At 68.2% G+C, this 14,122-nt stretch carries 12 protein-coding genes; 1 reads left to right on the top strand and 11 read right to left on the bottom strand.

Features of this window, described 5'->3' with window-relative positions; genetic code table 11:
* Positions 1-3: 3 nt before the first annotated feature.
* Genes pcaD through pobA form a run of 7 tightly spaced genes read right to left on the bottom strand, consistent with a single transcriptional unit; the run spans position 4 to position 6,377 of the window.
* Positions 4-1,194: a 3-oxoadipate enol-lactonase gene (gene pcaD, locus EV283_RS17455; protein WP_130327577.1), complete on the bottom strand. Its 1,191-nt coding sequence runs from the start codon at positions 1,192-1,194 to the stop codon at positions 4-6.
* Between the two features lie 4 nt (positions 1,195-1,198).
* Positions 1,199-2,356 (bottom strand): lyase family protein, encoded by a 1,158-nt coding sequence (locus EV283_RS17450; protein ID WP_242616053.1) that lies wholly within the window; start codon positions 2,354-2,356, stop codon positions 1,199-1,201.
* A 21-nt stretch (positions 2,357-2,377) separates the two neighbouring features.
* On the bottom strand, positions 2,378-3,079 hold the full coding sequence (gene pcaG / locus EV283_RS17445; protein WP_130327575.1) for a protocatechuate 3,4-dioxygenase subunit alpha: 702 nt from the start codon (positions 3,077-3,079) through the stop codon (positions 2,378-2,380).
* Positions 3,069-3,797: a protocatechuate 3,4-dioxygenase subunit beta gene (gene pcaH, locus EV283_RS17440; protein ID WP_130327573.1), complete on the bottom strand. Its 729-nt coding sequence runs from the start codon at positions 3,795-3,797 to the stop codon at positions 3,069-3,071. Before pcaH ends, pcaG begins: the two co-directional genes overlap by 11 nt.
* Complete coding sequence (locus EV283_RS17435) at positions 3,794-4,489, bottom strand: 3-oxoacid CoA-transferase subunit B (RefSeq protein WP_278044241.1); 696 nt, start codon at positions 4,487-4,489, stop codon at positions 3,794-3,796. The genes pcaH and EV283_RS17435 overlap by 4 nt, the downstream gene beginning before the upstream one ends.
* Positions 4,486-5,196: a CoA transferase subunit A gene (locus tag EV283_RS17430; protein ID WP_130327571.1), complete on the bottom strand. Its 711-nt coding sequence runs from the start codon at positions 5,194-5,196 to the stop codon at positions 4,486-4,488. The genes EV283_RS17435 and EV283_RS17430 overlap by 4 nt, the downstream gene beginning before the upstream one ends.
* Complete coding sequence (gene pobA / locus EV283_RS17425; RefSeq protein WP_130327569.1) at positions 5,193-6,377, bottom strand: 4-hydroxybenzoate 3-monooxygenase; 1,185 nt, start codon at positions 6,375-6,377, stop codon at positions 5,193-5,195. The genes EV283_RS17430 and pobA overlap by 4 nt, the downstream gene beginning before the upstream one ends.
* A 149-nt stretch (positions 6,378-6,526) precedes the next feature.
* Between pobA and EV283_RS17420 the strand changes: the two genes are divergently transcribed.
* Positions 6,527-7,417, top strand: a complete 891-nt coding sequence (locus EV283_RS17420; RefSeq protein ID WP_130327567.1) for a helix-turn-helix domain-containing protein — start codon at positions 6,527-6,529, stop codon at positions 7,415-7,417.
* Between the two features lie 7 nt (positions 7,418-7,424).
* Here EV283_RS17420 and EV283_RS17415 read toward each other — a convergent pair whose 3' ends face one another.
* From EV283_RS17415 to EV283_RS17400, 4 genes are all read right to left on the bottom strand, one after another.
* Complete coding sequence (locus tag EV283_RS17415) at positions 7,425-8,792, bottom strand: ATP-binding protein (RefSeq protein WP_130327565.1); 1,368 nt, start codon at positions 8,790-8,792, stop codon at positions 7,425-7,427.
* Complete coding sequence (locus EV283_RS17410) at positions 8,789-9,505, bottom strand: response regulator transcription factor (protein ID WP_130327563.1); 717 nt, start codon at positions 9,503-9,505, stop codon at positions 8,789-8,791. Before EV283_RS17410 ends, EV283_RS17415 begins: the two co-directional genes overlap by 4 nt.
* A 91-nt stretch (positions 9,506-9,596) precedes the next feature.
* Complete coding sequence (locus tag EV283_RS17405; protein ID WP_130327561.1) at positions 9,597-11,006, bottom strand: efflux transporter outer membrane subunit; 1,410 nt, start codon at positions 11,004-11,006, stop codon at positions 9,597-9,599.
* A complete protein-coding gene (locus EV283_RS17400) occupies positions 11,003-14,122 on the bottom strand; it encodes an efflux RND transporter permease subunit (RefSeq protein WP_130327559.1) in 3,120 nt (1,039 codons plus the stop codon). The genes EV283_RS17405 and EV283_RS17400 overlap by 4 nt, the downstream gene beginning before the upstream one ends.

The following is a 14,122-nucleotide window of genomic DNA, read 5'->3' as shown; positions in this document are numbered from 1 at the left end:
ATGTCAATCCTGTACGATGGCGGAATCGAGTTCGGCGATGATCTTGCCCGCCTCGGCAAAGGCGGTGTTGGCCGCGGGCACGCCGGCATAGATCGCCGACTGCATCAGCACTTCCTTCAGCTCGTCGCGCGTGAAGCCGTCGCGCATCAGTCCGGTCCGGACATGCAGCGCAAATTCCTCCCAGCGGCCAAGCGCGACGGTGATCGCCAGCACGATGAAGCGCCGGCTGCGGTCGTCGAGCCCCGGGCGCCCCCAGATCTCGTTCCAGGCGATCCGCGTGATCATCGCTTGGAAGTCGGCGGTAAAGGCGGTGCGCTTGGCGAGCGAGGCATCAACCCACGCGTCGCCCAGCACGCGGCGCCGGTTGAGAAGCCCTGCCTCGAACAGGGTATCCGCCGCATCCTGCTTGGCTTCGTTCGGCGCGAGGAAGCCGCGCACCGTCGCGGCGAGCGCAGCCGGGGTTTCGATCGGCGCCAGATGTGCGGCATCGAGATGGACGATTGTCGCGCCCGGGATCGCTGCCGCGATATGCTCGCCATGCCCGGCGAACGGCGTCGAGGTGTCGCGGTCGCCGGCCACGACCAGCGTCGGTACCGCAATCCCGGGCAGCCGCTCGATCACCGCCATGTCGCGGATCGCCGCGCCACACCCGGCATAGCCGTCATCCGCCATCGCGATCAGCGCGTCGCGCACGCTCTGCGTCGCACCGACATGCGTTTCGGCAAAATTCGGCGACAGGAACCGCCCCATGGCTAGGTCGGCGATCGCGACCGTGCCCTCGGTACGGACCTTGGCGATGCGCGCCTGCCACGCGGCTGCATCCATCGTCGCCGATGTGCAGATCAGCGCGAGCGCGGTGACTCGCGCCGGATGCCGCAACGCCAGCTCCATCGCGATCATGCCGCCGAGCGACACGCCCGCAATCGCGGCCTGCGTCACGGCCGCCGCGTCCATCACCGCGACGACATCGTCCGCCAGCATCGCGAGCGTATAATCGCCCGCCGGCGCATCCGATGCACCATGGCCGCGCGTATCGATCCGCAACAGGCGGAACGCGGGCAGGAGGTGCGGGACGCTCGTGTCCCACAGCGCCATGTCGGTGCCGATCGAATTGAGCAGGACGAGCACCGGCAGATCCGGCGCGCCGTCGAGTTTCCAATAGAGGCGCACCGCCTCACGGACTGCAAATGGCATGACCTTATCCTTGTTGGCGGGTGATCAGCGCGCGCACGATCGCGGCGCTGTCGCCGATGTCGGAGCCGATCCCTGCGGCGGCGAGGTTGCGGGCGATGGCGGGCGCGTCGATCTCGAGCCCCTCCGCGATATCCGCCATCGCCGCGGCGGATCCCGCGGCCAGCAGGAACAGGTCGGTGAGGACCGGCGTTTCCGCCTGCCAGCCGCCGAGCCCGCGCTCCTGTTCCTGCGGCAGACCGCCGAGCAGAGAGGCGGCAAGTCCGGGCGCCCTGGTCGCGGCCGACAGCGCGACCTGGCACCCCGTCGGATTCCGCTTGTGCGCGATTGCCGACGACCCGCCGCGCCCTGCGACGGCGGGCTCGCGCGCTTCGCCGACCGCGTTTTGCGACAGCAGCGCGACGTCGCGCGCCATCTTGCCGAGCGCGCCGATCGCGATCGCCAGGCTCGTGCCGATCGCCGCGACGCCGATCCGGCGCGCGTGCCACGGGGCCCCCGCGCCGAGTCCGAGCATGCGCGCCATGTCCGCCGCCACGGCCTCGCCCGTCCCGTTCAGGCCGGCGCGCGAGCCGGCCGCACCGCCGAGCTGGAGGAGCGCGTGCTCCGCGACATCGCGCCGCAACCGCCTGGCTGCATCGTCGATCCCCGCCATCCAGTGCGCGATCCGCAAGCCGAACGCGACGGGCAGCGCGTCCTGCAACAAGGTGCGGCCGATCGCGGGCGTCTCGGCATGCCGTGCGGCCAGACCCGCCAGCGCGACCGTCGCGCGGGCAAGATCCGCGCGTACCAGGTCCGCCGCCGCACGGGCCTGCATCATCAGCACGGTGTCGGCGACGTCCTGGCTCGTCGCGCCCTTGTGCACCGCCGCCGCGGCCTCGCCACCGACCGCTGCCCGCAGTCGCGCGACCAGCGGTATCGCCAGCGTGCCCGCGAGCGCGGCTTCGTCGGCGAGGGCGGCGGGATCGATGACGAGCGTCGCACAGGCGTCGGCGATCGCCTGCGCGATATCGGGCGGGATCACGCCGGTCCCGGCCTGCGCCATCGCCAACGCGGACTCGAACGCCAGCGCATGCGCGATCGTCGTGCGATCGGAAAAGATCGCTAGCATTGCGGGCGTCGTCACCGGCCGGGTGCGCAGCAGATCGGTCATGCGGCTATCGGTCATGATGAGGGCGGTCTTCAGCGATCATAGCGCAAAGAACACTGTTTCCCGGTCGCCTTGCAGATGGATGTCGAACCACCAGCGACCGTCGGCCGGTTGCCGCGCGATCAGCGTGTGCCGTCGCGCCTTGGGGACCGCACAGAGCACGGGGTCGACGTCATTTCCGTCGCCGCCATCGAAATAGAGCCGAGTCGCGAGACGTTTGAGGATCCCGCGGCCGAAGACCGATACGGCCAGATGCGGCGCCTGGAGCGTGTTGCCGGGGCCTGGTACGCGACCCGGCCGGATCGTCCGGAACCGGTAGACGCCATCGGCATCGACCGACGCCCGGCCGAAGCCCACGAAGTGGGGATCGAGCGGTGCGTCGTCGCGCGCGTCGTCGACGCTCGCATAGCGGCCGGCGGCATTGGCCTGCCAGATCTCGATCATTGCATCGAGGATCGGCACGCCCTTCGCATCGAACACCTGCCCGGCGAGTTCGATCACCGCGCCGTCGGGCATGCCGGTCGAGAACGCGCGATTGAGCACATAATGCTCGTCGGCGAACAGGTCCGGCCGCGCGCCCATGTCGGATGTGCCGACCAGATCCGCGCCGCCCTTCCACGGCAGGCCGTAGTGGAAGAAGGGGCCGACCGTTTGCCACGGCGTCTGGCCGAAGATCGAGGGATTCTGGTTGTCGAGCCGCGGCGCGGACTCGCGGTGCTCGACGGGAAGCTCAGTGGTCATGATGATCGTCCTCGAACGGCGTCTCGTCGCGGCCCTTCAGCACCACGTCGAACAGATAGCCGAGCGCCCAGGCGGGCTTGGTCGTCTTGATGTCGAACCGTCCGACCATCCGCTGCCGCGCGGGCATCGGCACGGCGTTGGCGATCGGATCGATCTCGATTAGCGGATCGTCGGGGAAATACATCTGCGTCACCAGCCGTGTCGCGAATGCCGGGCCCAGCAGCGAGAGATGGATATGGCCCGGTCGCCACGCATTCTTGTGATTGCCCCATGGATATGCGCCGGGCCGGATCGTCACGTAGCTGTAGCGACCTTCGGCGTCGGTGACGACGCGGCCCGCGCCGGTGAAGTTCGGGTCGAGCGGCGCATCCCAGCTATCGGCCGAATGGACATAGCGTCCGGCGGCATTGGCCTGCCAGATCTCGAGGACGGTGTCGGGCACTGCACGCCCGCGATCGTCGAGCACGCGGCCCGACACGATGATCCGCTGCCCCTGTGGCACGCCCTTGTGCTGCGCGGTCAGGTCGAGGCCCTGGGGGCCGACCATCAGCCGGTCCCATTGGTCTGGACCGGTCGTCTCGGTCAGCGTCGGCGGGATCGCGATCAGTGGCTGGCGTGGGCTGCGATCGACGGTCGACCGATATTCCGGCACCAGCGAGGGCGGCATGCCGTCGTCGTCGCGCGCATAGGCGACCGGGTCGCGGCGGGCGGCGCTCATGCCGCCACGCTCTCGACGAGTGCGCCCGCGTCAAACGCGACGCCGGTCTTGGCGCGAACCTCGTCCAGCGTCACGCCGGGTGCCAGCTCGATCAGCGTCAGGCCGCCCGCCTTCTTGTCGCACGCCAGCACGCACAGATCGGTGACGATCAGGTCGACGACACCCTTGCCGGTCAGCGGCAGCGTGCACACTTCCAGGATCTTGGGTTCGCCCGCCTTGTTCGCATGGTCCATCACGACGACGACCTTGCGCACGCCCGCGACCAGATCCATCGCGCCGCCCATCCCCTTCACCATCTTGCCGGGGATCGTCCAGTTGGCGATATCGCCATTGGCAGCCACCTCCATCGCGCCCAGCACCGCCATGTCGATATGGCCGCCGCGGATCATCGCGAAGCTGTCCGCGCTCGAGAAGAAGCTCGAGGTGGGCAGCGCGGTGATCGTCTGCTTGCCCGCGTTGATCAGGTCGGGATCCGCCTCGCCCTCGAACGGGAAGGGGCCCATGCCGAGCATCCCGTTCTCGGACTGCAACGTGACGTCGACGCCGTCGGGGATGTAGTTGGCGACGAGAGTCGGGATGCCGATGCCCAGATTGACGTAATAGCCGTCCTGCAGTTCGCGCGCGGCGCGCGCCGCCATCTGCTCGCGCGTCCAGCCCTTCGAAGTCATGCCCGTTTCGACCATGGCCATCATGCCGCCTCCCGCCGACGCTCGGTCAGCTTTTCGATACGCTTTTCGTTGATCGTCGACCGCACGATCCGGTCGACATAAATGCCGGGGACGTGGATGCAGTCCGCGTCGAACGTTCCCGCCTCGACGATCTCCTCGACCTCGACGACGGTCACCTTGCCCGCGGTCGCCATGTTAGGGTTGAAGTTGCGCGCGGTCTTGCGGAACATCAGGTTGCCCGCCGGATCGGCGCGCCAGGCCTTGATGATCGACAGATCCGCCTTCAGCCAGGTCTCGCGGACATAGTCCTCGCCGTCGAACGTCTCGACCGGCTTGCCCTCGGCGACGACGGTGCCGACGCCGGTCTTGGTGTAGAAGGCCGGGATGCCCGCGCCACCGGCGCGGATGCGTTCGGCGAGCGTACCCTGCGGGGTCAGCTCCAGCTCGAGCTCGCCGCTCAGATATTGCTGCTCGAACAGCTTGTTCTCCCCGACATAGCTCGAGATCATCTTGGCGATCTGCCGGCTTTCCAGCAGCATCCACAGGCCGAATCCGTCGGCGCCCGCGTTGTTCGAAATCACGGTCAGCCCGGTCACCCCCGCCGCGCGGATTTCCGGGATCAGGCTTTCGGGATTACCCGACAGCCCGAAACCGCCCGACATGATCGTCATGCCGTCGAACACCACGCCCTCCAGCGCCAACTTGGGCGAGGGGAATATCTTGCTTTTCATGCTGCCTCCAGGGGAAGTCCGACATAGTTCTCCGCCAGCGTCTTCTGCGCGGCGGGCGAGCCCTTGATATACTCGAGCTCGGCCATCTGCAGCCGACGCGCGAAGCCGTCCATTTCGGGAAACCGGTGCGTGATCGAGGTGAACCACCACGAGAACCGCTCCGCCTTCCAGACGCGGGCCAGCGCGCGCGCGGAATAGCCGTCGATCCCCGCGGTCGAGCCCGACCCGTAATACTCGGCCAGCGCCTCGCCCAACATCGTCACGTCCGATACCGCGAGGTTCATGCCCTTCGCGCCGGTCGGCGGCACGATATGCGCGGCGTCGCCGGTCAGGAACAGGCGGCCCCAGCGCATCGGCTCCGACACGAACGACCGGAGCGGTGCGATGGACTTTTCGAACGAGGGCCCGCGCACGACCTTGGCGGCGGTTGCCGGCCCAAGACGCAGGCACAGCTCGTCCCAGAAGCGGTCGTCGGGCCAGTCCTCGATCTTCTCGTCGAGCGCGCACTGGATATAATAGCGGCTGCGCGATGCCGATCGCATCGAGGCGAGTGCAAAGCCGCGTTCGTGATTGGCGTAGATCAGCTCGTGCTCGGCGGGCGGGACGTCGGCCAGGATACCGAGCCAGCCGAACGGATAGACGCGTTCGAATGTCTTGAGCACATCGTGGGGGATGCTCGCCCGGCTGACGCCGTGATAGCCGTCGCACCCGGCGATGAAGTCGCAGTCGAGCCGCATCGGTTCGCCGTCCTGCGTCGTCCACGTGACCGACGGCGAGTCGCTGTCGACGTCGTGCAACGCGACATCCTGCGCGTTCCAGACGATGTCGACACCGCGGGGGCCGGCGGCGTCGAACAGGTCCTTCATGACTTCTTGCTGGCCATAGACCGTCACGGTCGATCCGCCCGTCAGCGCCGCCATGTCGATATGGAACAGCTCGCCGTCGAGCGACAGGTTGGTGCCGCCGTGGATCAGCCCCTCCGCGACGAGCCGGTCGGCGATCCCGAGACGGTGCATCAGGTCGACCGTGACCTGCTCGAGCACGCCGGCGCGGACCCGCCCCTCGACATAGTCGCGGTCGCGGCGTTCGATCACGCGCGCGTCGATTCCGGCGGCGGCCAGCATATGTCCCAAGAACATGCCGGCAGGGCCGGCTCCGATGATGGCGACTTTTGTCCGCACGATCACGATCCTCTTCAACTAGGTCTGACGATCTTGGCCGTCATGCGCCAGAAGCTACCTCAAGCGGGCAAATACGCTATGGACGCAGCGGGCGAATAGGTGGACTATTCGAACGCTACACGAGTCCCCACCGAGTAGGGTGCCGTTCGATGGATACCCCGGTCCCGCGCTTCTATCTCTACGGCGAACCGCACCGCGTGGCGGATCGCCGCTTCGTGCATCTCGAGGCGCTCGACGACCGATCGCGCCCAAGCGAATGGACGATCCGGCCGCACGCGCATGCCGATCTCCACCATATCTTCCACATCCGCGGCGGCGGCGGGGCGATGCGCGCGGAGGCGGCGATCCTGGCGTTCGAGGCGCCGTGTCTGATCGTCGTGCCGGCGGGCGTCGTCCACGGGTTCAGCTGGCAGAGCGAGTCGAACGGCAGCGTGCTGACCGTCTCCAGCGCCTATGTCGATCTGCTCCGCCAACGGAACGAAGAGCTTCGCGGCGTCTTCGCACTGGCGCAGGTTGCGCGTCTCGATCCGGCTGGATCGTCGGGGTTTGCCACCGCGTGCGAGGCGTTGCTGGAGGAATTGTCCTGGAACGCGCCGGGCCACCGCGCCGCGGCCGAGGCCGGGCTGCTCGGGTTGATCGTCCGGACGATGCGCGCGACGCACGGACGCGAGGCGGACCTGTTCACGCCGCCCGGGCGGCAGGCGGCGCTCGTCGCGCGCTACCGCGAGCGGGTCGAGACGCATTTTCGCGCGCGCGAACCGGTCGGCGTATACGCCGCCGCGCTCGGCACCACCGAAAGCCGGTTACGCGCGGCATGCCAGGCCGCCGCGGGCCAGACCCCGACGCAGATCCTCGACCAGCGCGCATTCGTCGAGGCACAGCGCGTGCTGCTCTATTCGAACCTGTCGGTGGCCGAGATCGCGAACACGCTGGGGTTCGACGATGCGCATTATTTCTCGCGCTATTTCCGGCGCTGTGCAGGATGTTCACCGCGGTCGTATCGCGCCGCGCACGCCGATACGGCGCTGGCCGACACCTGATCGGGGGTCAGGCCTTGCCGAGCGTCAGCGTTGCTTCCAACCCGCCATCGGGATGATTGGCGAGGCTGATATGTCCGCCGATTGCGGTGGCCTGCGCGCGCGCGATGGTCAGCCCGATACCCGTCCCGTCACCACTCGATCGCGACGTATCCGCGCGCACGAACGGGTCGAACGCCTGCGCGAGCATCGCGGCGGGAATACCGGGACCATGATCGCGCACCGTGATGATCACCGTGCCGCGAACGCGGCGCGATACGATATCGGCATCGCCGCCATGCTTGATCGCGTTGTCGATCAGGTTGGACAGGCACCGGGTAAGCGCATCCGGCCGCACGCGGACGAGCGCGCCGCAGCCCTGCGTGAAGCGGACGGCATGCCCGAATTCGGCGGCATTGTCGGCCAGGCTCGACAGCACCGAATCGAGATCGACCGTCGACCAGTCCTCCGCGCTGTCGCCGCTGCGCGCGAGATCAAGGCCGCGCTTCATCATCGCAAGCGTCGCCGACAGATCCGCGACGAGCCGGTCGCGCAACGCCTCGTCCTCGACCTGTTCGAGACGCAGCCGCAACCGGGTCAGCGGGGTCTGGAGGTCGTGGCTGATGGCGGCAAGGATCCGCGTGCGCTCGATCAACCCGGCACGAACGCGTTCCTGCATGAGGTTGAAGGTCGCGAGCGCCGCGCGGACGTCGGTGGGACCCGTTTCCAGCACCGGTTCGGCATCGATCGACCGGGCGAACGCGTCCGCGGCTGCGGACAGGCGACGCAGCGGTGCCGTCGCGAGCCGCGCGACGATCAGCGAGAGCGCCAGCGCCGCCGCCAGCACGAGGAACAGGAACAGCCGGTCGGTGGTCCAGCTCGGCGGTGCGGGCAGTTGCGGGAGATCGATCGCGACCGCGAGCGACCGGCCGTCGACCCGCGCGGTCATCAGCCAGCAGTCGGGCAGCATCATCGGTTCGATTCCCGCGGCGCGCGGGCGTTCGCGGATGGGATCGCTCGCCTGGCAGATCGTCGTCGGTGCGCGCGCGATGCTCGGTCGCGCCGGCATGTCGGTACGGCTGGCCAGCATGCTCGTGAGCAGCGCGTCCTCGACGACGGGAACCGCGTCCTGCCGTTCGACGAAATGCGCCCCGACCAGCCGGCCGTCGCGCAAATTGGCGATCGTGGCGGCCGGGTTGCGGTGGAGCCGGTCGAGCACGTCGAGCGCGCTGGCGATCACGCGCTCGTCACGGATCCGCATGAACTCGCCGCGCCGGCCCTGTTCCGCGATCAGCAGCGCGCCGACCGACGCGATCAGAATGCCGACCGCGAGGATCAACGCGATCCGGCCGGTCAGCGAACCCAGGAACCGCACCAGCCGGGCGATCAACCGCCTCATTCGAAACGGGTGGTCGCAGCGAGCATATAGCCCTGGCCGCGGACCGTGAGGATCAGCTCTTCGCCGTCGGGCTTGAGCTTCTGGCGCAGCCGGCTGATCTGGTTGTCGATCGTCCGGTCGTGCGAGGCGGTGGCAGCGCGCGCTGGCACCAGCGCCTCGCGCGAGAGCGGCCGGCCGGCGGCGTCGACGAGGCGCGAGAGCATGTCGAACTCGGCGGTCGACAGCATCACGACGCTGTTGCCGGGCGCGAGCAGGCGCCGCTTGACGAGATCGAGCCGCCACCGCCCGAAGATCGCGACCCGCGCGGGCGTTGCCGCGCCGACATCGCGCGCGCCCCGGCGGAGCAGGTTGCGCACGCGCGCGGTCAGCTCGCGCGGCTCGAACGGCTTGGTGAGATAATCGTCCGCGCCGAGTTCGAGGCCGAGCACGCGGTCGATCGCGCTGTCGCGTGCGGTAACCATGATGATCGCGCCCGGATAGCCTTCGCCGCGCAGTTCCCGGCACAGCGTTAGGCCGTCACCGTCGGGCAGGCCGAGATCGAGGACGATCAGGTCGACGGGGCCCGCCGCCAGCGCCGCGCGGATGCCGGCTACATCGCCTGCCGGGGTCAGCGCATAGCCTTCGCGGGCCAGTTGCGCGGTCACCAGATCGCGAATGTCCGCGTCGTCGTCGGCGATCAGGAGGTGAGGGCGATCCGCCGTTGCGCCGGGCATTATGTCGTCATCGCTCCGATCGGGCGGCATCAGGTCGCGGCCGTGATGCCGGCATAAACGAGCGTGCCTCGCATGCCCAGCGGTAGCTGTGTCACAGCGTGTCGTCCGATCCGATCGCCTGATACAGCGTCACGCGGTTCTGGAGATCGGTCAGATCCGTCGTGATGGCGCTCTGCCGTGCGGAATAGAGCGTGCGTTGCGCAACCAGTGCGGTCAGGAAACTGTCGGTACCTTCGCGGTACCGCGCCTCGCTGACCGTGTAGCTCTTCTGCGCAGCCGCAACGAGATCTGCCTGCGCCGCGCGCTGCCGGGCGATCGTCCCGCGGCGGGCAAGCCCGTCGGCGACGTCGCGGTACGCGGTCTGCGCCGCCTTTCGATACGCGGCGAGGTAATAGTCGACCTGCGCCTTTGCGTAATCGAGGTTGCCGCGATTCGTCCCGCCCAGGATCGGCACGCTGGCGGACGGCGAGGCGGACCAGGTGGAGCCCGAGAACAGGCTGGTCAGCGCGGAGCTGGCGACGCCCAGCGCGCTGGTCAGCGAGATCGTCGGGAAGAACGCCGCGCGCGCCGCGCCGACATTGGCGTTGGCCGATTTCAGCTGGTGCTCCGCCTCGACCACGTCGGGGCGGTCGAGCAGCACGGTCGAGGACAGCCCGGCGGGCACGGTGGCGATACCCGTATCGAGCGCGGCCAGGCTGGCGGACAGCAGCGCATCCTCGACCGGGGCACCGACCAGCAGCTCCAGCGCGTTGCGATCCTGTGCCACCTGCGTGGTGTATTGCGCGACGTCCGCCCGCGCCTGCGCGAGCAACGTCCGCGCGTCGGCCGGATCGGCGCCGCTCACCAGCCCGACATTGTGGAGCTCGTCGTTGAGCTTGACGGTGCGTTCGCTGCTGGCGACCTGCGCGTACGACACCGCCAGCAGGTCGCGGTCCGAAACGAGCGTGAGATACGCGGTCGCGGTTTCCGCGACGACCGTGAAGCGCGTGTTGCGCGCCCCGCTCTGCGTGCCGAGATAGGTCTCGAACGCCGCGCGAGACAGGTTCTTCTGACGCCCGAACAGGTCGAGCTCGAACCCGCTGATGCCGACGCTGCCGGAGAACAGCGTGCTGGATCCGCCAGTAGCGGTGCCGCCGCTGGTGCTGCCGCCGCCGGTCACCGCGCGGTCGATCGTCGCGCCGGCATCGGCCGACAGCGTCGGCAGCTGGCTCGACTTCTGGACGCGGTACAAGGCGCGCGCCGAGGCGACGTTGGCGACCGCCTGGGCCAGGTCCTGGTTGTTGGCGAGCGCCCGTTCGATCACCGTGCGCAGCTTGGCGTCGACCACCAGACTGCGCCACGGCATCCCGGCCCGCCCTGCGGCATTGGGCGCATAGGCGGCACCCGCCGGCCACCCGGTCGGCACGAAATCGGCGACCGAGCGGACGTAATGCGGGGCGAGGTTGCACCCGGCAAGGGCAGTGGCGGCGATCAGCGCCGCCGCGATACGCAGCCGGATCATGCCGCCGTCTCCTTGGTACCGTGGAATAGTCGAGCGATGATCACGAAGAACATCGGCACGTAGAAGATCGCGAGGACGGTGGCGGTCAGCATCCCGCCGACCACCGCGGTGCCGATCGCGATGCGGCTGTTGGCGCCGGCGCCGGTCGCGACCGCGAGCGGGAAGACGCCGAAGATGAAGGCGAGGCTGGTCATCAGGATCGGCCGGAGCCGGGTCCGCGCGGCTTCCAGTGCGGCCTCGACGACGTCCTTGCCGCCGCGTCGCGCCTCTTCGGCGAATTCGACGATCAGGATCGCGTTCTTGGCGGCAAGACCGATCGTGGTGATCAGCCCGACCTGGAAGTAGATGTCGTTGTCGAGGCCCCGCAGCGTCACCGCGATGACCGCGCCGATGATCCCGAGCGGCAGCACCAGCAGCACCGCGATCGGCACGGACCAGCTTTCATACAGCGCGGCAAGGCACAGGAAGACGATCAGGACGGACAATCCGTACAGCATCGGCGCCTGTCCGCTCGCCTGGTTCTCCTGGAACGACAGGCCTGCCCAGGCATAGCCGGTGCCGGGTGCGAGTTGCTTCTGCAGCTTGACCATTTCCTGCATCGCCGCGCCCGAACTGCCGCCCGACGCGGGCTCGCCCTGGATCTCGTAGGACGAGCGGCCGTTGAAGCGGGCGACGCTGTTGGGGCCCTTTTCCCACGACAGGGTCGCGATCGCCGAGAAGGGCACCATCGTCCCGCTCGAAGTTCGCACGAACCAGCCGTCGAGGTCGTTCGGCAGCATGCGGAACGGCGCGTCGGCCTGCATGTAGACGCGCTTCACGCGGCCGCGATCGACGAAATCATTGACGTAGACTCCGCCCCACGCGCTCGACAGCACGTTTGTGACGTCGTTCTCGGTCAGGCCGAATACGGCGAGCTTGGCATCGTCGAGCGTCACGCGAAGCTGCGGCGTGTCGGGCAGGGTGGAGGCACGGACCTGCGCGAGCTTGGGATCCTTGTTGGCCGCCGCGATCAGCTTGTCGCGCAGGGCGACGAACGCATCCCGGCTCAGCCCGCTGGTGTTCGTCAGCTCGAACGTGAAGCCGTTGGACTGGCCGAGCCCGGAGATCGCGGGCGGAGTCAGCGGGATGACGGTGGCATCGCGGATCTGGCTGAAGCTCCGCATCGCGCGTGCGTTGATCGCCGAGGCGCCCTGGCTCGCATCCTTGCGTTCGTCGAACGGCGTCAGGCTGGCAAACGCCATGCCCGCATTCTGTCCCGATCCGCTGAACCCGAACCCGGTGATGCTGAACGCGTTGGCGACCGTCGCCTTCTCATGGTTGGAGAAATAGCTCTGGACCCGGTCGCGCACCGCCTCGGTCCGTTCGTTGGTGGCGCCGGCGGGCAGGGTGTACATGACCATGACCTGGCCCTGGTCCTCGGTCGGCAGGAAGCTGGTCGGCAGCCGCAGGAACAGCATCGCGAGCACGACCGTGATGACGCCCACCACCGCCATGTGCAGGCCGCGCCGGCCGATCACCGCGCGCGTCGCGCCGACATAGCGGTGCGTCGAGCGATCGAACCACCGGTTGAACCGGCCGAACACGCCTTTCCGCTCGAGCGGGTCGCCATGCGTCGGCTTGAGCAAAGTCGCGGTCAGTGCCGGGCTCAGGACCAGCGCGACCAGCACCGACAACAGCATCGCGGACACGATCGTGACCGAGAACTGGCGGTATATGACCCCCGTCGATCCGCCGAAGAACGCCATCGGCAAAAACACCGCCGACAGGACGAGCGCGATGCCGACCAGCGCCGAGCCGATCTCGCTCATCGACCGGATCGTCGCCTCGCGTGGGCTGAGCCCCTCTTCGGCCATCACGCGCTCGACATTCTCGACCACGACGATCGCGTCGTCGACCAGCAGGCCGATCGCGAGGACCATTGCGAACAGCGTGAGCGTGTTGATCGAATAGCCGCACACCGCCAGCACGCCGAACGTGCCGAGCAGCACGACCGGCACCGCGATCGCCGGGATCAGCGTCGCGCGCCAGTTCTGCAGGAAGACGAACATCACGACGATCACCAGGATGATCGCGATCACCAGCGTCTCGACGACCTCCTCGACCGACAGCTTGACGAACGTGGTGGTGTCGCGCGGGTAGGCGATGGCGTAGCCGGCGGGCAGGTTCGCCGACAGCTCGGCCATCCGCGCCTTCACCGCGGTCGCGGTCTCCAGCGCATCGGCGCCGGTCGCCAGCTGGATCGCCATGCCCGACGCCGGATGGCCGTCGAGCTGGGCCGATGAGGTATAGCTGTCCTGACCCAGCTCGACCCGCGCGACGTCGCCCAACCGGACGATCGAGCCGTCGGTCTTGGTCTTCAGCACGATCGCGCGGAACTGGTCCGGGGTCGTCAGCCGCGACTTGGCGCGGACGGTCGCGTTGAGCATCTGCCCCTTCACCGCGGGCAACGCGCCGACCTGTCCGGCCGAGACGTCGACATTCTGCGCCTGGATCGCGCTCTGCACGTCGGAGGGCATCAGCTGCACCGCGGCCAGCTTGGTGGGATCGAGCCATACGCGCATCGCATATTGCGCGCCGAACACCTGGGTCTGCCCGACGCCGTCGACCCGCGCGAGATCGTCCTGGAAATTGCTGACCAGATAGTCGGCGATGTCGTTGGCGGTGGCCTTGTCGGTCTTGTCGTACAGCGCGACGATCATCAGGAAGTCGCTGTTGGACTTCGATACGGTGACGCCCTGCGACGTCACCGCGCTCGGCAGCCGGGCCTCCGCCTGCTGGACCTTGTTCTGCACCTGGACCTGCGCGGTATCTGCATCGGTCCCCTTGACGAAGGTGACGGTGATCGATGCCGAGCCCGAGGAATCCGAACTGGACTGGAAATATTGCAGCCCGTCGATCCCTGTCAGTTGCTGCTCGATCACCTGCGTCACGCTGGTCTCGAGCGTTTCGGCCGATGCGCCCGGATAGGTGGCGCTGATCGAGATCGTCGGCGGTGCGACGTCGGGATATTGCGCGATCGGCAGCGAGCGCAAGCCCGCGACCCCGCCGAGCATGATCACGATCGCGATCACCCAGGCGAAGATCGGGCGTTCTACGAAGAAGCGGCTGATACCCAT

It is taken from the genome of Sphingomonas sp. BK036, assembly GCF_004216825.1.
In the GTDB taxonomy this organism is placed as follows: domain Bacteria; phylum Pseudomonadota; class Alphaproteobacteria; order Sphingomonadales; family Sphingomonadaceae; genus Sphingomonas.
This window is presented reverse-complemented; position numbering and strand designations above follow the sequence as displayed.